26 protein-coding genes are annotated in these 25,281 nt (G+C 41.3%); 12 read left to right on the forward strand and 14 right to left on the reverse strand.

Translation table 11 applies throughout. The features are described 5' to 3' along the window. Positions 1-19: 19 nt before the first annotated feature. The gene (locus AC1DV1_RS07900; RefSeq protein WP_477357279.1) at positions 20-631 is read left to right on the forward strand and encodes a YdeI/OmpD-associated family protein; all 612 of its coding nucleotides are present in this window, start codon (positions 20-22) and stop codon (positions 629-631) included. Between the two features lie 329 nt (positions 632-960). On the opposite strand, the gene mtgA is transcribed toward AC1DV1_RS07900, so the two are convergent. The 4 genes from mtgA to rpsF all read right to left on the reverse strand — a co-directional run bounded on the left by mtgA (position 961) and on the right by rpsF (position 2,928). Beyond that, complete coding sequence (gene mtgA, locus AC1DV1_RS07905; protein WP_477357281.1) at positions 961-1,725, reverse strand: monofunctional biosynthetic peptidoglycan transglycosylase; 765 nt, start codon at positions 1,723-1,725, stop codon at positions 961-963. Positions 1,726-1,840: 115 nt separating this feature from the next. Continuing rightward, positions 1,841-2,284 (reverse strand): 50S ribosomal protein L9, encoded by a 444-nt coding sequence (rplI, locus tag AC1DV1_RS07910; protein ID WP_477357283.1) that lies wholly within the window; start codon positions 2,282-2,284, stop codon positions 1,841-1,843. A 15-nt stretch (positions 2,285-2,299) separates the two neighbouring features. Next, positions 2,300-2,563 carry a 30S ribosomal protein S18 gene (gene rpsR, locus AC1DV1_RS07915; RefSeq protein ID WP_022833472.1) on the reverse strand — a complete coding sequence of 88 codons (264 nt, stop codon included), beginning with the start codon at positions 2,561-2,563 and terminating at the stop codon, positions 2,300-2,302. Then, positions 2,563-2,928: a 30S ribosomal protein S6 gene (gene rpsF / locus AC1DV1_RS07920; protein WP_477357285.1), complete on the reverse strand. Its 366-nt coding sequence runs from the start codon at positions 2,926-2,928 to the stop codon at positions 2,563-2,565. The genes rpsR and rpsF overlap by 1 nt, the downstream gene beginning before the upstream one ends. 152 nt (positions 2,929-3,080) lie before the next feature. On the opposite strand from rpsF, the gene AC1DV1_RS07925 reads away from it, so the two are divergent. Beyond that, positions 3,081-3,704, forward strand: coding sequence for a hypothetical protein (locus AC1DV1_RS07925; protein ID WP_477357287.1), 624 nt, complete (start codon positions 3,081-3,083; stop codon positions 3,702-3,704). A 68-nt stretch (positions 3,705-3,772) separates the two neighbouring features. Next, the gene (locus AC1DV1_RS07930; RefSeq protein WP_477357289.1) at positions 3,773-4,024 is read left to right on the forward strand and encodes a hypothetical protein; all 252 of its coding nucleotides are present in this window, start codon (positions 3,773-3,775) and stop codon (positions 4,022-4,024) included. Positions 4,025-4,062: 38 nt separating this feature from the next. Here AC1DV1_RS07930 and AC1DV1_RS07935 read toward each other — a convergent pair whose 3' ends face one another. Next, positions 4,063-4,653 carry a Uma2 family endonuclease gene (locus AC1DV1_RS07935; protein WP_477357291.1) on the reverse strand — a complete coding sequence of 197 codons (591 nt, stop codon included), beginning with the start codon at positions 4,651-4,653 and terminating at the stop codon, positions 4,063-4,065. A gap of 108 nt (positions 4,654-4,761) precedes the next feature. Here AC1DV1_RS07935 and AC1DV1_RS07940 point away from each other — a divergent pair, with 108 nt between their 5' ends. The 4 genes from AC1DV1_RS07940 (at position 4,762) to AC1DV1_RS07955 (ending at position 9,073) form a co-directional block, all read left to right on the forward strand. Continuing rightward, entirely contained in the window at positions 4,762-4,890 is a 129-nt protein-coding gene (locus tag AC1DV1_RS07940; protein WP_477357293.1) for a hypothetical protein, read from the forward strand. Positions 4,891-5,732: 842 nt separating this feature from the next. Continuing rightward, positions 5,733-6,164, forward strand: a complete 432-nt coding sequence (locus AC1DV1_RS07945) for a hypothetical protein (RefSeq protein WP_477357295.1) — start codon at positions 5,733-5,735, stop codon at positions 6,162-6,164. A gap of 182 nt (positions 6,165-6,346) precedes the next feature. Then, positions 6,347-7,177 carry an IS1 family transposase gene (locus AC1DV1_RS07950; RefSeq protein ID WP_477357297.1) on the forward strand — a complete coding sequence of 277 codons (831 nt, stop codon included), beginning with the start codon at positions 6,347-6,349 and terminating at the stop codon, positions 7,175-7,177. A gap of 96 nt (positions 7,178-7,273) precedes the next feature. Then, positions 7,274-9,073, forward strand: a complete 1,800-nt coding sequence (locus tag AC1DV1_RS07955; RefSeq protein WP_477357299.1) for a DNA polymerase III subunit gamma/tau — start codon at positions 7,274-7,276, stop codon at positions 9,071-9,073. Between the two features lie 73 nt (positions 9,074-9,146). On the opposite strand, the gene AC1DV1_RS07960 is transcribed toward AC1DV1_RS07955, so the two are convergent. Both AC1DV1_RS07960 and AC1DV1_RS07965 read right to left on the reverse strand, forming a co-directional pair. Continuing rightward, positions 9,147-9,584 (reverse strand): hypothetical protein, encoded by a 438-nt coding sequence (locus AC1DV1_RS07960; protein ID WP_477357301.1) that lies wholly within the window; start codon positions 9,582-9,584, stop codon positions 9,147-9,149. 110 nt (positions 9,585-9,694) lie between these two features. Next, the gene (locus AC1DV1_RS07965; RefSeq protein WP_477357304.1) at positions 9,695-10,396 is read right to left on the reverse strand and encodes a hypothetical protein; all 702 of its coding nucleotides are present in this window, start codon (positions 10,394-10,396) and stop codon (positions 9,695-9,697) included. A gap of 209 nt (positions 10,397-10,605) precedes the next feature. On the opposite strand from AC1DV1_RS07965, the gene AC1DV1_RS07970 reads away from it, so the two are divergent. The 5 genes from AC1DV1_RS07970 (at position 10,606) to AC1DV1_RS07990 (ending at position 14,073) form a co-directional block, all read left to right on the forward strand. Beyond that, a complete protein-coding gene (locus AC1DV1_RS07970; protein WP_477357306.1) occupies positions 10,606-11,835 on the forward strand; it encodes an NADP-dependent isocitrate dehydrogenase in 1,230 nt (409 codons plus the stop codon). Positions 11,836-11,909: 74 nt separating this feature from the next. Continuing rightward, the gene (locus tag AC1DV1_RS07975) at positions 11,910-12,278 is read left to right on the forward strand and encodes a DUF5655 domain-containing protein (RefSeq protein WP_477357308.1); all 369 of its coding nucleotides are present in this window, start codon (positions 11,910-11,912) and stop codon (positions 12,276-12,278) included. Between the two features lies 1 nt (position 12,279). Continuing rightward, positions 12,280-12,471, forward strand: coding sequence for a type II toxin-antitoxin system HicB family antitoxin (locus tag AC1DV1_RS07980; protein ID WP_477357310.1), 192 nt, complete (start codon positions 12,280-12,282; stop codon positions 12,469-12,471). 99 nt (positions 12,472-12,570) lie between these two features. Further along, the gene (locus AC1DV1_RS07985) at positions 12,571-13,551 is read left to right on the forward strand and encodes a type I phosphomannose isomerase catalytic subunit (RefSeq protein ID WP_477357312.1); all 981 of its coding nucleotides are present in this window, start codon (positions 12,571-12,573) and stop codon (positions 13,549-13,551) included. Between the two features lie 30 nt (positions 13,552-13,581). Beyond that, the gene (locus AC1DV1_RS07990; RefSeq protein WP_477357314.1) at positions 13,582-14,073 is read left to right on the forward strand and encodes a hypothetical protein; all 492 of its coding nucleotides are present in this window, start codon (positions 13,582-13,584) and stop codon (positions 14,071-14,073) included. A gap of 18 nt (positions 14,074-14,091) precedes the next feature. Here the strand turns inward: AC1DV1_RS07990 and AC1DV1_RS07995 are convergent, their stop codons facing one another. The 7 genes from AC1DV1_RS07995 to AC1DV1_RS08025 all read right to left on the reverse strand — a co-directional run bounded on the left by AC1DV1_RS07995 (position 14,092) and on the right by AC1DV1_RS08025 (position 25,237). Next, the gene (locus tag AC1DV1_RS07995; protein WP_477357316.1) at positions 14,092-14,538 is read right to left on the reverse strand and encodes a response regulator; all 447 of its coding nucleotides are present in this window, start codon (positions 14,536-14,538) and stop codon (positions 14,092-14,094) included. A gap of 25 nt (positions 14,539-14,563) precedes the next feature. Further along, positions 14,564-16,045, reverse strand: coding sequence for a PAS domain-containing sensor histidine kinase (locus AC1DV1_RS08000; protein WP_477357318.1), 1,482 nt, complete (start codon positions 16,043-16,045; stop codon positions 14,564-14,566). 420 nt (positions 16,046-16,465) lie between these two features. Next, entirely contained in the window at positions 16,466-17,161 is a 696-nt protein-coding gene (locus tag AC1DV1_RS08005; protein ID WP_477357320.1) for a DNA alkylation repair protein, read from the reverse strand. Further along, positions 17,136-17,603 carry a YciI family protein gene (locus AC1DV1_RS08010; RefSeq protein ID WP_477357322.1) on the reverse strand — a complete coding sequence of 156 codons (468 nt, stop codon included), beginning with the start codon at positions 17,601-17,603 and terminating at the stop codon, positions 17,136-17,138. Before AC1DV1_RS08010 ends, AC1DV1_RS08005 begins: the two co-directional genes overlap by 26 nt. Positions 17,604-17,917: 314 nt before the next feature. Beyond that, positions 17,918-18,355, reverse strand: coding sequence for a hypothetical protein (locus AC1DV1_RS08015; RefSeq protein WP_477357324.1), 438 nt, complete (start codon positions 18,353-18,355; stop codon positions 17,918-17,920). A gap of 16 nt (positions 18,356-18,371) precedes the next feature. Continuing rightward, entirely contained in the window at positions 18,372-19,112 is a 741-nt protein-coding gene (locus tag AC1DV1_RS08020; RefSeq protein WP_477357326.1) for a PoNe immunity protein domain-containing protein, read from the reverse strand. Next, on the reverse strand, positions 19,109-25,237 hold the full coding sequence (locus AC1DV1_RS08025; protein WP_477357328.1) for an eCIS core domain-containing protein: 6,129 nt from the start codon (positions 25,235-25,237) through the stop codon (positions 19,109-19,111). The genes AC1DV1_RS08020 and AC1DV1_RS08025 overlap by 4 nt, the downstream gene beginning before the upstream one ends. Positions 25,238-25,281 lie beyond the last annotated feature (44 nt).

The following is a 25,281-nucleotide window of genomic DNA, read 5'->3' on the forward strand; positions in this document are numbered from 1 at the left end:
TTGTTACTAAATTTATTTCATGGAACAATACGATAGTCGCGTTGATGCTTTTATTGAAAAAGCCTCGGATTTTGCCAAACCAATATTGGAATACATCAGGGAAATTGTACATGAAACATCCCCCTTATTGATGGAAACCGTAAAATGGGGCTTCCCTTTCTTTGATTATAAAGGCCCGGTATGCCAGATGGCTGCTTTCAAAGAGCACTGTTCATTCGGTTTTTGGAAGGCAACGTTATTGAATGATCCTCATAGTGCATTGAGCATTGGAGATGGTTCTGCCGGCAGCTTTGGCCGGATAACCAAAATAGAAGACCTGCCATCTAAAGAAATCCTGCAAGATTTTATCCGGCAAGCCATCGCCCTAAACGAGAGCGGCAAAAAAACACCCGAAGCAATAAAAAAGGCGTCAGCGCCCAAAACCGAATTGGTTATCCCCGAATACTTCACGGAGTTTTTAAAAACCTACCCTAACGCGAGTTTTAACTTTGATAAATCCAGCTACTCGCATAAAAAGGAATATGTGGAATGGATTGTAGATGCTAAAAGCGAAGCTACCCGTCAGAAACGCATGGAAACTGCCGCGGAATGGATTGCCGAAGGTAAATCAAGGCACTGGAAGTATAAATAGAAGCGAAGCTCCTGAAGCTACAGTGTACCCACATCTTTTAATAAAAGAAAATTGTCATTTCGATGGAGCAAGGGAGGGCAAAGAGTGGGAGCGCGAAAGAGAAATCTTGAACGCCCTGCATTCCAATTGGCTGGTTTGGATGTAGGGCGTTCAAGATTTCTCCTCACCCCTGCGCAAAAGCCCCTCCTGGTTCGCTCGAAATGACATTCGGTTTTATTAATTGATGAGATCCAAAAGATGTGGGCAAACGGTAGCTCCTGAAGGGGGAACGAAAGTTCGTAAAGACCATACTAAATGCAACTGTTGTTCCCCCTTCAGGGGGTTAGGGGCTAAAAATCCAATGGCCCCAGCCTTTTCATGTTTTTCATGATCAGATACTGCCGGTGCTTTAAATACCTTGTAGGATTTGTGGCCGACCATTTAAGCGGACTTGGGAATATTACCGCTATAGCGGCGGCCTCGTGTTTTGTAAGCTCCGAGGCATGTTTATGGAAATAGGCCTGCGATGCAGCTTCGATACCGTAAATGCCGTCGCCCATTTCAATCTCATTCAGATACATCTCCATAATGCGTTTCTTACTCCAGAAAACTTCTATCAGCACGGTAAAATATGCCTCGATCCCTTTACGCAGCAACGAGCGGCCTTCCCACAAGAAAACGTTTTTGGCTACCTGCTGCGATATGGTGCTGCCACCGATCAGTTTTTTACTGTGCGCGTTTTTTTCGATAGCTTTTTCTATCGCCCTGAAATCGAAACCATGGTGCTCTAAAAAGCTTTGGTCTTCGGCGGCCACGGCAGCGCGTTTCATATTGTCAGATATCTCGTCGAAACTTACCCATTGCTTATCTACTTTCCAGTCTACACCACGGGCTTTTTGTTGAAAACCACGCTCAATCATCAGCCAGGTAAAGGGCGGGCGCACAAAGCGAAACAACAGCACGCCGAACAAACTAAGCCCGAAAAAAAGGATAAATCCCAGCTTAAAAACTCTGAAAACAAGCTTAAAAATACCGTTAAACCTGCTTTTTGATACCGAACTTTTTTTACCCGGCTTTGAGTTGGATAATTTTGATGAGTTGTAATTGCGCTGCACTATTGTAATAAGTTTCTATAAAATGAAAAAGGTGCTTTGCATTGCAAAACACCTTTTAAAATTCTAAAATTTAAGTCAGAATCCGAAATCGAAACTCCAAATTCCGGAATATAAATTACTCAGCTACTACCGAGAAAGGAACTTGTACCTTAACTTCTTTGTGCAGGTTAATGTTTGCGATGTAATCACCAACAAACTTAGGTTCCTGATCAAAGGTGATACGGCGACGGTCAACATCAAAACCTTCCTTTTTCAATGCATCAGCAACCTGGATGGTATTGATAGCACCGAAGATTTTTCCGCTTTCACCGGCTTTAGCACCAATGTTAAGTTTAACACCTTCTAAACGGGCGGCAATTGCATCGGCATCCTTGCGGATTTTTTCTTGTTTAAACTGAGCTTGTTTCAAGTTTTCAGCTAAAACTTTGCGTGCACTTACAGTAGCTAATATGGCGAAGCCTTTAGGTAAAAGGTAGTTACGGCCATAACCTGGTTTAACGTTTACTACATCGTCTTTATCACCCAGGTTTTTTACATCTTGTTTTAAAATAACTTCCATTTCTTAAATCTCCTATTATTTTAATGAATCTGTAACGTAAGGTAATAAGCCAATGTGACGGGCACGCTTAACAGCCTGGGCCACTTTGCGCTGGAATTTTAATGAAGTACCTGTTAAACGGCGTGGCAATACTTTACCCTGATCGTTAATGAACTTCAATAAAAAGTTAGCGTCTTTGTAATCGATATACTTAATACCATTCTTTTTAAAACGGCAGTATTTTTTACGGTTATCCTCCACCTTTGGAGCAGTAACGTATTTAATTTGTTCGTTTGCCATTATTTCGAAGCCTCCTCTGTTGCTTTAGGTTTCTTGTTAAAGGCACCGCTACGTTTTTTGTCGTTGTACGCAACAGCATGCTTATCTAAAGCAATGGTCAGGAAACGCAAAACACGCTCATCGCGCCTTAATTCAACCTCCAATTTGTTAATTAATTCACCCGGAGCCTTAAATTCAGTTAAGTGATAGTACCCTGTAGTCTTTTTTTGAATAGGGTACGCTAATTTTCTCAAACCCCAATTATCCKCCTGGACAATTTCGGCTCCGCCATCAGTTAAGATTTTGCTGAACTTGGCGTTAGCCTCGGCAGCAACTTCTACTGATAACAACGGGGTTAGAACGATCACGATTTCGTACTGTTGCATTATTATACTTTGATTTTTAATTAATTACCCGCTATTACGGGGCTGCAAATGTAGTGATAATATTTTTACCATTCAAATATTTTCAGCTTGAAAATTAGCATATTTACCATCTAAAAATAAATTGTCAATTTATTTTTGCGACAAACAAAAACATGAAAAAACATCTACTCGTTTTCACGGCTATTCTTACATTAATTATTACGACCGCTAAATCCCAAACGGTTACTCCCGGCCCAGTAGAAAGAAGACTTGCTGACAGTATCTGCAGCAGCCTTTCAAAGCTCGACCTCTCAAAAATTACTACCAAGAGCGAGGCTGTTAAAGCTTATACAAGTTGCGTGATGGCGCATGCCGATATGTTGCCGGATTTGGCAGCTGAAAAGAAAGTGGACATGACTGATCAGGCGGCTATGCGCCTTGTTGGTATTGAATTAGGCAAAGACCTGATGAAGCAAAACTGCAAGTACTTTTTACAGCTATCTACAGCAATGGCAAAAAAAGAGGACAGTGAGGAGGCCGCTACCAGTTCAACACTCGGCACATTTAAAAGGATTGACTTGAAAGGGTTTAATTATATCGTGATAAAAGATGATCAGGATACCGAAAAATCTTTTTTATGGTTCGGCAATTTCCCGGGTTCTGAAAAATTCATAAAAACACCCGCTTTACTTTTAAATAAAAAACTCAAAATAACCTGGGCCCCAAAAGAAGTTTATATGCCCGAAGCAAAGGGGTATTATACTATTAAAGAGATTTTAAGAGTCGATTTTCTTTAATCCGTTATTTGGCAACAAACATACCCTTCTTACCTCTTGTTACATATCATATAAAACATAATCTAAATATGGCCATATCTTTAATGCGTTCGGCAAACATTGAGCCGGAAAGTTTTTTAGCTAAAATGAACACCAATGTATTGTCTTTGGGCGGCGGGAATGACGATGAGATTGAAGGCGATTGGGACGATGAGGACGACGAAGATTTTGACGACCAACTGGATGCCGAAAGCGACCTGCATGATATGCAGACAGGCAATGATATTGACGACCCCGACCCTGACGATGATGACCACCTGCCGGATGACGATTTGCAATAGTGTTGGCTGGTTTTATCCGGTAAGTTGAAAAAAAAGTGTTAGTTATTGGTTACGGCAAATAGCTCGTCCAAATTCAATATAAAACCAGGTAATATGGGGGTGCTTAATTTGTCGCCGGTGGTGAGCAGCCTTGATGCCTGGTAGATGTTGTCAATTAAAGTATATTTGAGAAATGTTTTTTCGGATGGATGGATGATCCAATATTCAAGAACACCATTTTCTTCATAAACTTCATATTTATTTTGAAGTTCTTTTTTATTGTTTCCTGGCGATAAAATTTCAACAACGATGTCTGGCGCTCCCAGGCACCCTTTTTCATCAATTTTAAGAGGGTCGCAAACTACCACAATATCCGGCTGTACTACAGTTAAAATGTCTTTGTTGTCTTTTTTTGATCTCGTAGTCAATCGTACATCAAAAGGAGGGTGGATTACCTTGCAGGGTTTGCCTTTGAGATAGTTATAAAGCTCATTAAAAATAGCGCCCGAGATTAGTTGATGAGCAGATCCCGGGGCAGGGCTCATTTTAAAGATTTTGCCTTTAATTAACTCCAATCGTTCATCAAAAGCCCATTTTAAATAGTCGGCGTAAGTGTATGATTTAGTAATATCAAGGTCTGATAACTGCATGGTATTTGAACTTTAATCAAAAATACGCATTTAATTCATTTGGTTAACGCTATGGTAGTGTCTCAGTTTGAAAATTAAATTTATTTTTTTATTTCTTACTTTTGCTTCATGTCTAAAGAAGAAAAGAAACGGAAAGATATGAACCAACTCGCTAAACTCATAGTAGATAAGGCGACAGAGGAGAAAAACATAAAACAGCCAACTGTAAAGATGTCTGTTTCGGCGAATAAAAAGTGATTGTTAATTATGTTTATTTCTCATTTTCTCTTCAAATCTTGCTTCTTTCTCAATTTCTAACTGTACAAGGCCCGCCCATATTACGAATATAGCATATCCTATAGGGATAAAATATCCGACCCATTCGGGTAGTCTGTCGAAATAAAGGCGTTTTCTTTCGTCGAAGTTTAACATAAAGAAAATTTGGGACGTTATTAATGCCGATAAAAACATCCAAACTACAGTCATCTTTGTCATTACTTATCTAAAAGTTACAACTACTTCTGTCGGAGGTATGCGTTCCCGGCTTGTTCGCCACCAATAGATTTTCCCATCTGCATGTGCGTACATCATTTTATAGTCCCAATAATGCCAATTCATTTGAGGTGCATAAACTTCGTGGGCATAGATAAGGACTTCGCCGCCGTTGCCGTCGCTTGTTGTTCTGGCAGGTGGCCCCCATGACATTATAAGCCTACTGGTTGGTTGACCCATCCAAGAGTCCATAATTTTTCGCTGGCTTGTGCAGCCAATGATTATGAGAGACAAAGCAATGGTGGTAATAATTTTTCGCATGGTGCAATAAGGCCTTTAGTGCCTTTAGCCCCTGCCTGGCGGATTTAAGATAAGAAGCGTGGGGCCTCACCGGACAGCAGGCACGACCAAGCGCCTATATACGAGTGAAAACTCCCCACGCTGTTGCGTACGGCAGTATCTCGGCTCGTATAGTTCGGGTGTTGTAATTTGGTCGTTTCGCTGCCCTGAACGAGTTCGCTTGAAATAAAGATCAAATATAATTATTGAACGGTAAAAAAAAATAAAAAACTCGCTTGTTTTGCCAATACAAATCTATATATTCGCATATGGAAATTGAGATATTAAAAGGTGCATCCTTAAAGTCACTAAAACAGCAGCGGGATCAATTCGCCGCTTGTGTTTCCAAGCTTGATGAAGCTATAAGAATTTTAGAAGGGAATCCTGAAAAACCAATAGATTGGAAAAACACAGCATTAAGATGCCTCAAGCATCAGGATAAGTTCATGACTACTGTAGGTATACTTGAATGTATGTTCTATAATGAGAAAGAAAAACTGGCTGATGATAGAAAACGAAAGAACTATATTAATGCCTTGTCTTTGGCATTAAATAATTTATGCGAGAATGAAAAGCTAGGACGTTTGACTTATACCGGAAAAAAGGGGTACTTGTATGGGTTAATCGATTGGTATGAACAGGATAATACAATTAAAGAAATATACAGTCGAAAAATAGATGAAGATTTAGATATTTTTTAAATAAAAAACCGCATTTCGAAGTTTGAGACTCGGAGAAATGCGGTTTTTAAAGACATTGCAAGTAAACTCGCTGTGAGGGCGTTGATTAGGGACGGAGGCCATGGAGGTTTAGCCGTCCCATCTTGCTTTTTGCTTACACAAATGTAAGCAACTGTGACCTTATTTACAAATTTTTGCTTACAATGAATCGTTTACCTCTTGCCAAAAGAGTTCAAATCATAAATTTACTAGTCGAGGGAATGAGTCTTCGAGCAACTTCGAGGGTCGCTGATGTTAGTATAAACACAGTTACCAAATTATTAGTTGACGTTGGTAAGGGATGTTTAGATTTTCATGATGCTACCGTCCATCATATTAAATCAAAGAGAGTTGAGTGTGACGAGATATGGTCTTTCGTTTATTCAAAAAATAAAAATACTCCAGAAGAGGATAAAGGCCATAAAGCCGGCGATGTCTGGACGTGGGTTGGAATAGATCCTGAAACCAAACTTGTTTTGTCCTGGTATGTGGGCAATAGGGATGCAGATTCTGCGTATGCGTTAATGAAAGATATAAAGAGCAGATTAAAAACCAGGGTTCAGATGACTACGGATGGTTTTAAGCCATATTTAGAGGCTGTGAGCGAAGCTTTCGGATCGCGGGTAGATTTTGCTCAACTTGTAAAGATATACGGCTCAAATGCAGAAGATAATACCATTGAGAGTGATGATAAAAGAAAAAGATATAAAGGTGCTAAAAAAGTAAGAGTACAAGGTAAGCCAGATCCCAAGTATATTTCTACAAGCATGATTGAGCGGCAAAATTTAACTATGCGGATGCATATGAGACGATTTACCAGGAAAACAAATGCGTTTTCAAAGAAAGTTGAAAATCATTGCTTAGCAATAGCACTTCATTTCGTTTATTATAACTTTGCTAAGATTCATACAAAACTGAGAGTGACGCCTGCAATGGAAGCTGGGTTAACTAAAGACATAATGACTTTGGAAGAAATTGTAGGCTTGGCTAAATAAAAAAATCAAACTGAGACACTACCAACGCTATACTCCTTCCAAAATTTTACCAACATCAGCTTTAAACAAACCTAATTTCTCATTAACTTAGCGGCTGTGGATAATTTCATTGTTTCGGCCCGTAAGTATCGCCCGGCTACTTTTGAAACCGTTGTTGGTCAGCAGCATATAACCAATACGCTCAAAAACGCTATTAAAAACAACCAGCTGGCACAGGCATTTTTGTTCTGTGGGCCGCGTGGTGTGGGCAAAACTACGTGCGCACGTATCCTGGCTAAAACCATTAACTGTACTAATCTGCAGCCAAATGGAGAAGCTTGCGGCGAATGCCCAAGCTGCAAGGCATTTGAAAACGGCAACTCCTTTAACGTACATGAGTTGGATGCCGCGTCCAATAATTCGGTTGATGATATCCGGAGCCTTATTGAGCAGGTACGCATACCGCCACAGGCTGCCCGCTATAAGGTTTATATTATTGATGAGGTGCACATGCTGTCGCAGGCGGCTTTTAACGCTTTCCTGAAAACACTGGAAGAGCCGCCCCATTATGCCATATTTATATTGGCTACTACCGAGAAACACAAAATACTGCCCACCATATTATCCCGCTGCCAGATTTTTGATTTTAACCGAATCAGGGTTGATGATATGGCTGGCCACCTGGCTTCTATCGCAGGCAAAGAAAATATCAGTTATGAACCCGATGGCCTGCACATTATAGCCCAAAAGGCCGATGGCGGCTTACGGGACGCGCTTTCGATGTTTGACCAGATAGTGAGTTTCTCGGGCGGTAAGGTTACCTATCGTTCGGTTATTGACAATCTGAACATACTTGATTACGATTACTACTTTAATATAACAGCAAGCCTACTCAAAGAAGACACGGCCAAAGTACTATTGTTTTTTGACGAGATATTGTCGCGCGGTTTTGATGGAGCGCATTTTATTGCCGGCTTAAGCGAACACTTCCGTAACCTGCTGGTAAGTAAAGATCAAACCACTTTAAAGTTATTGGAAGTAAGCGAGGGCATCAAAAATAAATACCTGCAGCAATCGCAGGCAGGCTCGGTATCGTTCCTGTTATCGGCCATGAATATTGCCAACCAATGCGACATCAGCTATAAGCTAAGTAAAAACCAACGGTTACAGGTAGAGCTGGCGCTGCTCAAAATGTGCCACCTGCCTTCGGCCTTTAATATGGCAACCACGCCACTTAACGCAACGCCCATCGCAGATGGGGGATTAAAAAAAAAACCTGATACCCCAGCAATAACCCCTCTGCCGGCAGTTAATTTAGCCAGTGAAGCGCCGGTTTTAAGCGCTGCACAGGCTATCAACAAAACAGTTCCCGCAACTAATGGACAGCCCGCCCCGGCAAATCAAGCTGTACAGGTAAAAGAAGCTGCTGCCGAAAAGCCTAAAATTATTATGCCGCTTAGGAGTACGCTAACTCCGTCGTTAACAGATACCGCTAAAACAGAAGAGGAAATACTTGAAGAAGAAGACCCGTATATAAAAGGCGATTCCCGGGATGATTTTACAATGGATAGTTTTTTAAAATACTGGAGTGATTTTGCCGCTAAAGTTAAAGCCGACGGTAAAAAAAACCTGGTTACCATTTTTACATCAAACGCGCCGCGGATGATAAGGCCGTACGAATTTGAAATTTTGGTGGGCAATAAAGTGCAGGAAAATTTATTCAGAGAAGAGCGGCCAGAGATGCATAATTTTTTGCGAAGTAAGCTAAACAACTTCACTATCGAAGTAAATGCACGCGTTGATGAACAGGAAGTTGTACGCAAGCCCTACACCTCAATAGAAAAATTTCAGTATATGGCATCCCGCAACCCCGAACTAATGGATTTGCGCAATCGCTTTAATCTCGATTTTGATTAATCAAGTTGTGAGTTTTAAGTAATGAGTTTTGAGTTGTTTTTTAACTTACCACTCAAAACTCATCCCTCAAAACTTAAATATTCTTAGGATACCCCTCTTCGTCCAGGTCGTCCCTGTCATCTTCTGGTGTATGGGCAAGGGCGGCATCGGCGGCGTCCACCTCAACAATGTCGCCATCGTCAATATGCATCCCCAGGTCATCAACATCTGTTTCAATAGATCTTTTACTGGCGTATTCACCGTCTGCCGTATCATAGGGATTGGCTTCATCATACGTGGAGTTCATGTCCTCGCCATTTTTTACTGATGTTTTATACGGATCCGGGTGGTCATAATCCGGGTCGTCGCTTTTTACATCGTATTCAAAGCTGTCCTCTTCCTCGTTATAACTCAGGTCTTCCTTGTCAATAGTTTCGCCAAGTTCATCTTTCAGCGTCAGGTCGCGGTCGCTGGCATTATCGGTTAATGCATCGTCATCTTCATTGCCGGGGTTGATATTTTGAATGCTCATAGGTTTTGTAATTTGTAATTAAAGATACAGTAAAAACCTTGCCAAAAAAAACAGCGAGTATAATATCGGGTACCGGCAGTAATGCAAAAATTAAGTGCTTACCTGCTGTATCAATAATGAATTTGCTTACGGTACGAGGTAACGCCGCCAATAGCAAATTTTACCCCTATGGTAAATTGGGCATACGCATCGTTATTAGCTGTGCTCGAGTTGTAACCATCCAGGTTATCGCTAAATACAAAGTTATATTGGTAACCCAAGTCAATTCTTACACTGGGTTGGCTATATTGATTATAGAGTTTAAATTCGTATCCTATCCTTACGGGTAAAAAGGGTACCTGGGCATTGTAGTCGCCGGGTATAATATATCCACGCTTATCATCACTCCTGTATACAATATGGTTCACTATATAGCCAATTCCTGCCGAGGCATACCAGTTTTTCATCACATTCATGAACGGACTTGATGAGTAATCCAAAAACTCACCAGCTTGTAACTGTCCTCTGAATGAAAAGGCTGTAAAGTGGTTTTCAAATTTCCTGCCCGACGATGATTCCAGCGTTCCACCTTCTAAACGGCCAACCTGTAACTCAAATACATAATTAACAAACGGGCTTTGGTTATAATTAAAATTAAAGTGAACTGATGGAGTAACCGTGAATGAATTTACATCGGCCATAGCGGCAATGTTAACCCCTACCGCGGTACCAATATCATATTGGGCATAGTCATATCCAACCTGTGCTTTTGCTAAAAAGGAAATTGTTGAAAGGGTTATTATCAGAACGGTTTTAGCGATGAATTTTATCATAATACAAATAACAGGGCTTTGATTTAGCTGCCCGTTGGTGTAGTAACGTTTAATTTTATAAAAATAGCATCAAAGTTTATAAAAACAATAAACTGTTTCAATAAATCGTCATTAAACAGCCATCAATTATTTTCATGTGTTATTTAGTTAGTTTGATAAACTCAAATTAATATATTTGAAGCCATTAAAATAAAGAAACAACGTCAGCTATGTCAAAAATTAAAGTAGAAAATCCGGTAGTTGAGCTGGATGGCGATGAAATGACCCGGATCATCTGGAAATTCATCAAAGACAAATTGATAATCCCTTATCTTGACCTGGATATCAAGTATTATGATTTGGGTATTGAGTATCGCGATGAAACTAACGATCAGGTAACTGTTGATGCCGCAAATGCTATTTTAAAATATGGTGTAGGTATTAAATGTGCAACCATCACTCCTGATGAAGCACGTGTTGAAGAATTTGGCTTAAAACAAATGTGGCGTTCGCCAAATGGTACTATCCGTAACATTTTGGATGGTACTGTTTTTCGTGAGCCTATTGTTATGGCAAACGTGCCACGCCTGGTGCCAAACTGGACAGCCCCTATTTGTATTGGCCGCCACGCTTTTGGCGATCAGTACCGTGCTACCGATTTTGTTACCAAAGGAAAAGGTAAATTAACCATCACTTTTACTCCTGAAGACGGTAGCGCCGAGCAATCATTTGAAGTGTTTAACTTTAAAGGCGACGGCGTGGCGTTGGCTATGTATAACACCGACGAATCTATCAAAGGATTTGCACACGCTTGTTTTAACCAGGCTTTAATGAAAGGCTGGCCTTTGTACTTATCAACCAAAAACACCATCCTTAAAAAATACGATGGCCGTTTTAAAGATATTTTTGAAGAGATCTATCAAAACGATTACAAAACAAAATTTGCCGAAGCAGGCATTACTTACGAGCACCGTTTAATTGACGACATGGTTGCATCGGCCTTAAAATGGAACGGCAATTTTGTTTGGGCTTGTAAAAACTACGATGGCGACGTACAGTCGGATACGGTAGCCCAAGGTTTTGGTTCATTAGGTTTAATGACATCAACACTTGTTACACCCGATGGTACTGTAATGGAAGCCGAAGCTGCGCATGGTACAGTAACCCGCCACTACCGCGAGCACCAGGCCGGCAAGCCAACATCAACCAACCCTATTGCATCTATTTTTGCATGGACAAGAGGATTGGAGTTCCGTGGTATATTAGATAAAAACCAGGAGCTGATAGATTTCTGTAAAGCTTTGGAAGAAGTTTGTATTGAAACTGTTGAAAGTGGCAAAATGACCAAAGATTTAGCCATCACCATTAAACCAAAAGTTGAACACGGCACAGATTATTTATATACCGAAGAATTTTTGGCCGCAATTGACGAAAACCTGAAAGCTAAATTGGGTAAATAGTTGCCTGATTTCAATTTATAAGAAAAGTCCGTATAGAAATATGCGGACTTTTTTGTTAAATTTAGTTTGTAAAAATGAAAAAGTTAAAAACCTCAATCGAAGATCACCTAGTCAATAAACCACCTGAGATAATTGCAATGTTTCAAAAATTGCACAAAAACATATCGTCACTGCCAAATGTTGTACATAAGGCAACGGATCCTTACATCGGATATCGATTTAAAATTGATGATGAAAGGGTTAAATTATTTGTGGAGGTTCATCTTCAAATTAAGAAAGTACTACTTCATTTGGAACCTATAGAGTACATCGACCCATTTTCAAAAATCATCATTAAAAATAACGACGGGTGGCGTTTAAATAGGCTAATGTATATTGAAAACGAAACGGACTTGGATTACGCGATGGAAATAATTAGGCAGGCACATAAAAACGTTTTATAATATGAAATATGTCCCAATTATAGAGGAAGGTGAAAACGGCTGGCTTGTTGGACAGATCGCGGAAGTACCCGCAGTGATCTCTCAAGGTAAAACTATTAATGAATTAATGGCGAATTTGTCAGACGCACTGCGTTTAATACTTGAACAAGATTTACCATCGTTAAGCAACAATTCATCTCGGCAGGTGTCTTGATAAATTGCAGGAACGAACTATTTAACCCCGTTGATTTAATTTTATTTCGGGCTTTTTATATTTAACTTTTAACTTAGCGTTTCAAAAAACAACACTACTATGTCGGCATTATATCCCTTAAAATTTAAAACCATATTTAAAGATAAGATCTGGGGAGGTCAAAAGATTAACACCTATCTGCATAAAGATTTTGGCAGCTTGCCAAACTGCGGCGAAACCTGGGAACTTTCAGGCGTAAAATCCGACGTATCTGTAGTAAACGGCGGTGCACTGGACGGCGAATCATTGGCTGATTTGCTGGAGCAATATAAAGACGAGCTTGTTGGTAAAAAAGTTTACGCCCATTTTGGTAATATTTTTCCCTTACTGATCAAATTTATTGATGCTAATGATGATCTTTCTGTTCAAGTGCACCCGGATGACGAGTTGGCCAAAAAACGCCATAACTCATTCGGCAAAACCGAAATGTGGTATGTGATTGAAGCCGATCCGGGTTCCACGCTGATAGCTGGCTTTAACCAGGAGATGACCGAGCAAAAGTATATAGACGCGCTAAACAGTGGCCATATCATGGATATCCTGAACAAAGAGGATGTAACCGCGGGCGATGTTTTCTTTTTACCGGCAGGCCGTGTGCATACAATCGGCAAAGGATTGTTAATTGCCGAAATTCAGCAAACATCTGATATCACTTACCGTATTTATGATTTTGACAGGGTTGATGATAAAGGCAACAAACGCGAACTGCATACCCAGGAGGCATTGGCTGCAATTGACTATAAACACTACCCGGAGTATAAAACCATATATCAACCTCAAAAAGACGAAACGGTTCATTTAGTAACCTGCCCGTACTTTACCACCAACATACTTGATTTTGATAAAAGCACCGCAAAAGATTACTCGGCGCTTGACTCGTTTGTGGTACATGTTTGCGTTGAAGGAGCTTATAATGTAACCTATAACGGCGAAACCTACCCTGTAAAAATGGGTGAGTGCATCCTGCTGCCAAAAAGCATTGATAAAATTGAGTTGGAAACCAACAGTGGATTTAAAATTTTGGAAAGTTATATCGAATAATGTTATCTTTATGGGGATATAACCTAAATCATGAAGAAAATATTTTTACTTGGTGTGGTAGTATTGCTGGCGTTTGATAGTTGTAAAAAAGATAGTGCCGGTAATACAGCAGATACAACAATTAAGATTAATGCAACAGGTACTTACAGCCTTGTATCAGTAGTTAATACTAACCTTACAAGTACCGGATCTGAAACTTTTACCAGTTTACTTACGCCTTGCCTTGCCAATAACAAAACAACATTTAAAGGTGATGGTACTTCAAGTTCGGTATACAGTGGAACCGATAGTTGTTATGTTAAAAAGGCGGCCTTTTCGTCTTTAATCATCGGGATAAAAGGGCAATCCACAACGAGTGCATGGTTGCAAAAAGGCAACCTGATAAAGTTGAACGTGCTGACACCATATACAGCTACCTCCTACGGACAAATAAGTGATGTAGGAGGCAGTATCCAGATAGTATTCAAAGACACTATCAAATCAATTGGAAGTGTAGCAATATCAACATACGTAAAACAATAGAACACTTTTAAACGGGGCTCAATTAGTCTCGTTTTTAAACCTTCGGTTGTCAATTTGATGGCGTATATAATCAAATATGCTGTTAAGCTGGTGTTCATTGATAGGCTTAAAAATATAATCCTCAACATCAGCAATATTTTTTGACCGATAAATATCGTTCAGGTAAATAGATGAACTGAGCATATAAATTGTGATTTTTTTGCCCAGCTGGGATTTTATTTCCGCAAATTCATGCAGAAATTCCCAGCCGTCCATATTAGGCATATTAATATCAAGGAATATTACATCGGGCAAATTTTGAACGTTCAACGGGTTATTTAGCCAGTTAATAGCCTGGTATCCGTCGCCAAAATTAATTACCCGGCTATTAATCCCCTTTAAACTAATCATTTTTTTGAACCCGAAAGTATAAACCTGGTCGTCGTCAATTAAGCACACCCTCACGGTATCCTGCTCTGCTATCATCTGCTTTATATTAAATTGGCAATATTTATACCAGCCTAATAGTAAATTTTGTGCCAATATTTACGGTACTGTCTACTTTAATGGTGCCGCCCAGTGCTTCTATCTGGTTACGGGTAATAAATAGCCCAATACCTTTTGCATCGGGGTTTTGATGAAAGGTTTTGTACATGCCAAATATTTTATCGCCAAACCGCTCCATATCAATACCAACCCCATTATCTTCAAAAATCAGGTAAATACGGGTGCGCTCTTTTAAGGTATAGCATTTTATAACCGGCTTCCTATCTGGCGAACTGTATTTGAGCGAATTGGTAAGCAGATTTTGCAAAATACTATCCATATAAGCCGGAATATAATTTACCTGCGGACACCTGCTAAAATCATACTCTATGGTGGCATCAAGCGCTTCAATATTGCTTTTTAGTGCCGATATGATATTTTTAAAGCGCGTTTCAAAGTCAATCTCCGTGCGTTCATTTGTAATTTCAGTATGAATCTGAACTATCTCGTTTAAATGCTCAATTGTTGAACTGAGACTATCACTAATGGATTTAATGTGCGACAAAATTTCGGCCCTGTCATCGGGCAATTCTGTTTCATCGTACAACTTTACCATAAATTGCAAATTGCCCGTGTGCGACCGAAGGTTATGTGATACAATGTAAGCGAAATTTTGAAGACGACGATTTTGATCGGTCAATAAATTTAACGACGATTCCAATGCCAGGTTTTTTCGCTTTTTATTGTCAATATCTTGTATAATACCCCTTATGGTAATACATTTTCCAAAATCGTCAATAACAGGTATCCCCTTTGCCTTTACCCATTTTACATTATTTTTTGCCGTTCTGAAAAGCAATTCCAGCTCATAAGGCTGACAATAATCCCTGGCATTATCAATAGCGTTTTTGATTACCGGGCGATATGGTGGCTCAAAAAAGCTAATAGCTTCATCAAGCGAAAGTATTACATGATTTTGCAGCTCGTAAATATCATACACTTGCTTTGATAAAGTTAGAACCATGGTACTTGTATTTAGCTCCCACCCTCCCAATTTGGCAATTTTAAGGGTCTCGTTATAAAACAGGTCATCATGCGCAGCCTTAATCTGGGCCTGCTTATATTTATTGACATTAATGATTGACCCGTAAATTATTTGCCCGGTTTCATCGTTGTATCTTTTTACAGTACTCTCAAACCAATGATAACCAGATGCTTTGGTAAGCAACCTTATATATAGGGGGGCGACAGCGTTTGATGGCTGGCCATTCAGGGCGGCCAAAAAAGCAGTTTTATCAGCGTGATATAGTATGTGTTCGAAAAATACGTGGTTGGAGCATTCTATTTCGTCGGGCTCATACCCCAAAACGGTATAAAAGCCAACAGACCATTTAATATTTTTACTTGTAACGTTATATTCCCAAATACCGGCGTTTATATTATCGATGATTTGAGCAAGATGTTGCTTGCTATCGTCAGAAAATTTGTGCCCTTCAGAAAAACTCATACCTTAAATAACCTCAYTTACTTAGCTAAATGCCTTATGCTCTTAGTAAAATATGTGCCACAATTACAAAATCAATTAAATTACAACCTCTGGTTGTTTATGTTTAAACTAAACTTGTTATTTTTTTATTAATTATGGGATTCCAAATATAATGTTTGGAATGATATAAACCACTCTAATACTGACAATTACAAAAAATAAATTACCGACTTGTAATTCAGGCGTTTATTAAAAAATCTTAATAAATAATGCCAATTGCTATGAGTTAAAATCTGATTTTTAAAGCTTTATACAAAAAAAGGGCACTGAAATAATACTTTTAAGGATTGTACATTTAAATAAGTAGCAAAAAACCTTTAAAATGACAAAAAAGTACTTTTTTATGACTGATAAGTTCTTTTTTTAGAGCGTTTTACGATTTTAAAAGGAGTTTTTATGGCTTGCCAACTCGGTCAATGCATTGGAGGCAATCCATTTAGCCGATTTGTAATTTTGCGTTAAAATACGGTTGGCAGTTGCAATCGCTTCCATTTTCAGGGTGCTGTTTCGCTTACCTATCTGTCGTAATGCCCAATTTACCGCCTTTTTTACAAAATTGCGGTTATCCCAGGCCTCACGTTCCATCAAGGCAAAAAAGGGGATAAAAATATCGTCGGCAGCCAACTTGTTGTGTATAGCGTATTCGGCCATTAAAACAAAACCTGCACGCTTAACATATTCTTCGTCCCGCGCGCTAAATTCAATGGCTTTGGCTATGGCAAAGAGGGTACGGTCAAAAAGATTACCACATACCTGGTCGCATAGATCCCATGAGTAAAAGTCGTTTGTCCAGCTATCTATTTGCTGCTCGGTAACCATCATAGTATCGTCAACCAATGATGCCATAATTCGGGCTTCGTGGATACCCGTATCCCAAAGTTGCTGTGCCAGCAGGTGATCTTTTTTTATGCTTTTGGCTAGTTTACGCAAATCCGGGAGTTTAACGCCAAGCGCCCTGGAGTTATTAATGCCGAAACGCTGCATGCCGGCCAAATAAGAGGGACTGGCCTGTTGCCTAAGCAGGTCTATAACCAGGTTAACGTCCATCGCCTTAATCAGAAAAACTTGCGCTCTCAAGTGTGTGGTGAATTTTCACCACCTCCATTAATGCGGCCGAGCAATAAAAGGGGTGCAATTCCATTATTAACGAACCTGCTTTTATGGCCGGATCGGTTTCGGTAAGCTTTTTTGCTTCTTCAATGGTTTCTACATTGAAAATGAAAATGCCTTTAACGGGCTGGTCATCTAAAAACGGGCCGGCAACAACCAACTTGCCTTCATCGGCCAGTTTTGAGATATTTTTTAAGTGGGCCATTTGCAATTGCATACGCGCTGCCGAATCTGTAAGGCGGGCAGGTCCTTCCTTTAAAAAAGCCATTACATGCTTTTTCATCCCATATTTATCGGCACCCAATTTTTTGGCAAGGGCGGCATCGTAAGCAGGCTTTGTTGTTTTTTGGGCAAAGCAGTTGAAACTTAATGCAGCAATTGCTGCTACTAAAAGGATGAGCTTTTTCATATATGGGTATGGGGGTATTGGTGTATCAAATATACAAGGATGAATGAAACCTTCCGTCGCACCATTAAATTTATGCACAAAAGTGCTGTGGCTATTGTACAAATTGCAAGTTCCCTGCTGGGTAATTGAAGTTTAATGGCTGATTTGGATTTACAAATTCAGCTTTACGTTTTTAAAAAGCGAAGAATATCTGCAACATTCGAAACTACATAAAGCTTTTAAATTAGCGGCTCGAGCGCGGAGGTAAACCAATTATAAGTTGTTTATTTCGCAATCTTCATCCATTAAAACTCCATGCCCAGGTTGCCTGACAGCTATTTAATAACTTTTTTAAAATAGCCGATGGATGGATTGGCTATAAAATTTTCCATCTCTATAAAAGGATAAAAATCCCCGTAAGCGTTATAGCCTGTAATTATAGGTTGGCCGTATCCATCTGGAAAATTCTCTTCATCATCGGATATACTCCAAGTGCCATTGAACGTTCTTTTAACGGTTTCGCCAATATAATAGGCGGCTTCGAGTAACAGATCGCTATCCTCTTCAAAAGATGGGTTTAAATGCATTAGCAACAGCTCAACGTACTTTAGCCCTTCCAGTGAATAATCGGCTTTATACTCCACCGTTTTTTTTAAAAGAGCTTTAAAATCTTTCAACCGGTTGTCAATATCAGTTACATCTTCAAGCAGCTTAGCATATTCACCGGCTATGTATTCACTGCTAAATTTGCCTGTATTTGATTTCGCATCCATAATGGTTTTTATATGATCACAAGTTTCGGTTAAAGTCTACAAAATCCTTTGGATAAAAAAGTTTGTCCCTGAATAATGTGTCATCAATATTTAATAAGCAAACTACAGCAGCCAACTCAAAATTCCAATAACCATTAAAGGCGCATTCGTTTTCGGTATTTTTATGCGAATTGTACCAGGGAGCTTTGCTCATGCTTTTATACCAGCCCGACAGGTATTCTGCAATAATATCGGGCTGTTGCTCACTTTTCGCATCAAAAACAGCATACAGTTTCTCGAATGATTTTGGCCAAAGCAGTTTACTGCTCATTTTTCTTCCGGGTATCACGTATGATATCATCCTGTCTGTCAGTTTATCGCTTCCTAAAGTATCGCAAACCGCTGCCAGTTTTTCCATCAGGCCGCGGCCACTTTTAACAAGTATATTTAACGATAAGATTGTCAGGTATTCCTGGTACACCAAAAATAAATCTTTCATCGAAGTATTGTCTTCTGGCGGGTAATTTTGATAGGCAATATAATTTTCAGTCGCTTCTGTTACCAACGGCACCAGTTCTGTTATACTGTTCCCCGCCGAGTATTTATAAATTGCGTAGTTCAACTGTGCATCATAAAGAAACGCGTAAACCGTATCCCAGCTTTTTATCTCCGGTGGCCTGGTAGCAATCTGCTCCTTATTCTCATTAATTTCGCTTTCAAACTCAGTACAACAGCTTTTCAGGTGTTCCAGGTTTAGCAATGGCTCTCGTTTCATCATGGTGCAATTGGTACTAATGTCACTATTCCCCGTTCATCAACTTTTACAAGCAGTTTTCCAAGCGTTTTATTTTTCATAGCGGCCTTAATTTCATCCCTTGTTGCCTTATCCAATGTTTCAAGATAACCTCTTATCCATTTATCCGACATTTGGCCAGGCTTTAACTGTGCAGTTCCATATTTGGTTTCTGTTACATAAATCTTGCCATTTTTCTTCCATACACCATCTAACCCTTTTCCCTGCGGTGGCTTATTATAATCTATCAGTTTACCTCCGTTGTTTAATTTTTCGAAACCCGCATTTTTTAAATGCAAATCTGCCTGGTACTCTCCCAATCTTCCCTTTAACGTGTTTTTAAAGCCGCCTTTCCTTAACTTTGTTTTGTTGTTATACTTACCATCGAACCAATTGTTAAAATTACGTGGTTTTTGCCCAGCTGCCTTCTTTTTTGCTTTGTATTCGTCATAAAACTTTTTAATTTTTTTGGGGTTGCCCAGCAAATTTTTCTGAACTTTTGCAAAGTTTTCCGCTTCTTTCAACTTTGCTTCAAGGGTCTTCAACTCTTTTAGGGCAGCTTTGCTTTTCGGACTTTTCTTCAGCTTAGCTTTTACCTTTTTCAACTCAGCCTTTAAATCAGGATTATCCTTAAGCGCTTTTTTGTATTTAACCTCAAGGGCTGCGCAGGTTGTACATTTGGCCGCGTTCCCGTCTTTGTCAACTTTTAAATCATGGCCGTCTTCGGTTTTATCCTTGGCTACCACGCCTTCATCATTCTGGGCCTTCTCAGCAAATTCCTGTGCATTTTTTTCTTCGGCAGTATCCGCGGTTGGTGTTTCGGTGGGCTCTTCAGCCGGTAGATCTGAGGCCTCCTTAGGGGCCTCCTCTGGGGTTTTTTCGGATGATACTTCCCCAATTTCTTCCGGTGAAACTTCAGTCGCTTCCTCAGGAAATGTTTCCGGCAGTTCTTCGGGCGATTTTCCGGGCACTTCGTTCGTATCGCCTTCTATACCGGTTTTTACTTCTGCCGGTTCATCAACTACAGTAGCTCCTTTGCCTGTATTTTCGGGTGTTACGGTCTCGTGGGTTACCTTCCGCTCGCCTGAAGGATTTTCGGAAATTTTAGCTGGATTTGACGGTTTAGCAGCGGTGCCGCCAGATGGTGCAGGCAATTCAGAACCAGCAGGGCCCATATCAATCCCATGATTATTCTTCATCCAATCGTGGTATTCCTGCAAAGTGCTAAACTCCAGTTTTTCCCTCTTCATACTAACAGGGTCCGGATAGTCTATCTTATATGGTTTTTCAACCCCCGGTTCATAGGAGAATAGGGTAAATTCATTCCCTCGTGGTGTTTTGAAATCAATTTTTGAGGTCACCGGTTTATTGCCCGCGCCTACGGATTGATCCCTTATTAAACCAAAATCTCCTGCCGAGCCACTTGGCAGCCTGTCCTGGGGCATTACAAAGCCATTTTCGCCAACGGGGTGGTAATGGGATACCAGCTCAAACTTATCTTTGGATTGATCATCAAGAATTTCCTTCCATTTTTGAGCCCGGCCAGGTGTAGGCCCTTCTATTTCGCCGGCCGGCCCTTTAACGTGTACGTTATCCTCATTCCCCTGGATCACCACAAATTCTCCGGTTTCGGTATTTCGATAAATTCCTACTTCCCGGCCAGGAGTTTCGTTTATTGAGCTTCTGTACATCCTGGCGGCATCCACTTCTGATGTTGCATCTCCGGCCATCATCACATCGCCAGGCTCAAATTCATAAAATTCGCCCTCTGGATCGGGTACACGGTTACCCGACTCGCGTTCGCCAGGCGTTTTTGCAGTTTTAGCAGCTTCCGGATTTTCAGTATTCCCTACTTTTTCTACCGGTTTTTCGTTTTCTACCGCTTTCTCCTTTGTTTTTGGTGTTTCATTCTCGGGATGCTGCGTTACCCCTTCTTTTGTTTCTTCAACTTTTGTTCCGGTATTTTCTCCCGGTTTTTCGGTTCCTTTTTCAACAACAGGTTTTTCCGGCTCGCCCAATCCTATTTTTCTTTTCGCCGCGTTAATCTTCTTCTTCATTCCGGCCCTGCCTTCATTAAAAGAGGTTTTGGCTTCGCTGAGTTTTTGACCTGTTTTACTTTCCTTTATACCCTTTAATGCGCTATCAATTGCCTGTACGGGCTTGCTTTCTTTTACGCCTTTTGCAAGGCTTTTCATTGATTCGGTAAGCTCAGGCATCGCTTCGGATAATATGCCGCCAAGTTTCTTTAAGCCGGCCGACAATGCTTCGGCAATTTTTCCGCCTATAGCGCCCAGCAAGAACAACGCGAGCATAATGCCCAGCGTTAAGCCGCTGTTGGCAATGCGTTGATAAGCAAATAGTATCCTGTCTCGCCCGGTTTTAACCTGCGAGGCGGTGTACATACGCGGGCCTTGTTTTTCGGCACCTTCGCCTGATGGTGGCGCCTCATTCCTGGTTTCAGAATCACTGGGGGGTTCAACCTTTTTCGGCTCAGGTGGCGGCGCGGGCGATTCTTTTCCGTCATCATCGGTTACCGAGAGATCATAAACAGCCTTGGTGATAACCAGGGTTTCAGTTGCTACCATTGAAGCCATAATGCCTTCGCCAATGGCCACACCGACTTCAAAACCTGCACCGGCACCCGGAATAGCGCCTACACCACCTCCAAATATGGCACCCAATATCGCGCCTACCACAGCACCGCCTATGGCTATCCAGCCGGCAAATGCACCAACTGTATTGTTCAGCGCCTGCATCCATTCCAGGCCTTCGTCGGTAACTTTGCTATACTCTCCGGCTTTAAAATCCGTCCACATTTGTGGTATCAGGTGCCACAATTTAGGTCCGTCCTCATACAGCGGGCTACCTTTTGCGAACGGCCAGATCAGGAACCAGATCATGTTTTTAGCCTGTCCCCACCAATCGGCTACCAAAGCGTTTACAGTTGGGGTAAGGTATTTCATGATACCGGTAAGGTGCTTAGCGGCCGACAAACCGGCTACTGCAAGCGCTTTTTCAACTGCGCCCTGGGCGCTGCCTGGTATTTCCTGTATGTGAGGTTGTAAAAACTCTTTGGCCTTATCTTCTAATATTTGCGGATTATTCCATATCAACATAAAGCCGTCAATCATGGCCTTGAAAAGTTTATATTGCTTTTCAATATCTAATAGGAAGTCCAGTATCTTCAACGATGCCACCACAACTGCTTCTGTAATCGTTAAGGTGATATCCCAGGCCTTTTGCACAATGGCCAGCGCTGTATCAACAATGGCGGCATAAGTATCAATTATTGCAGCTACTACCTCTTTAAAAATATCAAATGCCTGGTTGGCAAAGGATACTGCATCATTAACCGCTGCATCAATTTTCGCGTTTAATTCGTCGCGTATTTCAGGGAATGCGGCAAATACAACGTCGACAAAGCCTTTCAATATTTCGCCAAACTCCTTAATAAGGCCTACTACCACCTTGCGGGCCAGCTCAATTGCCGCCATGGCGAGTTCCTTGGCCTTCTCAAAAGCCCATTTAACTGCAGCGCGTAGCTTATCAAAAATAAAGTTAACCGCTTTCTTTAAACCGTCTATCAAGGCCGAGGCTTTATCAGCAAGCCAGCCTAAAAATCCTTTACTTTCATTTCGGGCTTCGTTCTTTTTATCGTCGGCTTCTTTTTTTGCCTCGGCCTTCTTTTTAGCTACTTTGTCATTAGCATCGTCGTAATGCTTTTTGGCTTCATCATTTCCTTTTTTAGATTCTGTATTTACCTTGTCGATATGGCCTTGCGCTGCCTCGCCGGCCTTGGTTTGAAAAGTTAGTTCCGTTTCATCAAGCCGTTTTTGCCATTCAATGCGCGAGGCTCCTACATGGCTTTGAGCATCGTCCTGCGCCTTGTTTTGCAATTGGTTTGATTTGGCGGTCTCGGTATTTATTTGCTTGTCCGCATCCGTTTTACCCGCGCTTATTTTATTGCGGTATAAAATTTCTTCCTGCGCGTATTTCTGTGTTTGTTCGCCAATTTTTGTATTGATGTGGCCGGCTGCCGATGCATCGATCTTGTCTTTAAGCTCAGCCGGTACCGCGTTGCCGCCGTTCAAGGTAGAGCCCCTGCCTGCACTGACCTTAAATGTGCGTTTGGTTTTTATGTTATTGGCCGATGGTTTTGGTATTACATTATTTTCGCCAAAATCATTGTTTATCTCCATGGCTGCTGCAGCCTTCTTTGTAGCTACTTCGTCTGCCTGCGCCTTAGTTTCATCGTTAATGTTATTGGCGTCGGCTTCGCCGGTTAACGGCACAACCGGGGCATTGTCCAGTTTGTCAGGTATTGCGCTGTCGTCAAATGATACGCCGTCGAGTGCATTTTCGGCGCTGGCAGGATCAACCTGGTTAGGCTCTTCCGTAGTAGGTTGCGTTTGCAGTTTCGACGGAACAAATGCCGGCACAGGTGGAACCGCAACCTCCGTTTTGGCCGGCGGGCTCCATCCTCCCTTACCCTCGTAAGTATTTTTTGCAGAAGCGGATTCCTTGCTTATCGAATATTTCTTTTTACTGCCATTTTTCCCACCATAGGGACTGCCGTTCGCTTCCGGAACTATTGGTATTTGTTTTACTGAATCATCCTTTTGCATCTCCTCACTTTGCGCTCCTGCATCCTTAGCCGTGTTAAATGCCTGGGCAATTTCGGTAACCGGAGTTTTTTGCAATGCTTCAAGTACATCGGCAGGATTGCCGGTGGCCGTTATCGGCGGAGCTTCCATTTTACCGGGTTTATCAGCGCCATTTGTTTTTGCATTTGGCGCACCGGCAGCGTTTGAAGCTGTTGCCGCAGGTGCCGACGCTTTTAAAGGTGATGCTTTAACTGTGTTTTGCGGCGCAGCGGTTGCCGTACCTGGTACTACAGAAGCTCCGCTATTATTAGCCGGAGCGGCCGGAGCCGACGCAGGGTTATTATTGGCGCTTTGCGGCGCAACAGGTGCTGCCTGTCCGTTTGTATCACGCTGAATAACCGTTGTACCTGTTTTATCAAACTTATTATTTACTCCCTCATCCGTTTCGCGCTTTAATTGTACAGAACCGTTTTGCTGCACTACATGCGTTAGTTCATGCGCCAGCAAATGTTTGCCGGTATCCGTTTCTGGCTGATAATGCCCATTGTTGAAGTAAATATTATTTTTTATGGTAAACGCCTTCGCATTTAAAGCCTTGCTCATCTGAGCCGATTCGTCGCCGTTATGAATCTTAACATCTCCAAAATCGGTTCCGAAACGATTTTCCATAAAAGCTCTTGTACCGGCCTCCATTGGTTTGCCGGCGCCCATACTTGATGTTATCCGGTTAGATAGCGTATCATCAACTGTGCCCGACCCATCACTTTTTTTGCTGACCGCGGGTTGGGTTTGCGGAGCGGATTCCTCTTTAAGACGCACATGTTCATCGTCATAACCGCCACATCCGCATCGTTGTATAAACGGCGTAATTTGGCTGGATAATGGTTTAAGCTGAATGCGCTCATCTTCATCATCGTCAACTACATCAGGTCCTGTGGATTTATGATAGCCAAATGGCGCAACGGGCTCTATTGGTTTAAGCCGCACATGTTCATCATCATAATCGCCACAGGAACCGCAGCGTTGTATAAATGGTGCTATTGGGGTTGATAGTGGTTTAAGCTGAACGTGCTCATCGTCATAATCATCAACACAGGATGGCATTGATTTATGATAGCCAAATGGCACAACCGGGGGTATTGGCTTAAGCTGCACATGCTCATCATCGTGACTGCTGCACGAATTGCATCGTTGCAGAAAGGGTGTTACCTGGTCAGCCAGCGGTTTAAGGCTTAGCTGGTCGTCATCAAAAGTGTCCGCAGCATCTGCTGGTTTACGCTGTACGTCCCGGCTTTCGGGCATCCGCATAACTTTATCGGCCATTTCATCGGCCTCGTGCTCAAACGGATCATTTGGCGCACCAACAGAAAGTTTTAGCTGAATAGGATACCTATCAATAAGCAGTTCTTCTTTTTCAAAGTGTTGCTCCTTTACCGGGGCAACTTCAACGGCCGAAGCAGCCGGGCTGCTTTGCGGTTGATGAGCTATTGAAGCGGTTTCGTGCATATCGTTTAAATTATCCTGTTATTAATTTTATTGGGCTTTCATTT

It is taken from the genome of Mucilaginibacter sp. P4_D1, from assembly GCF_056401935.1.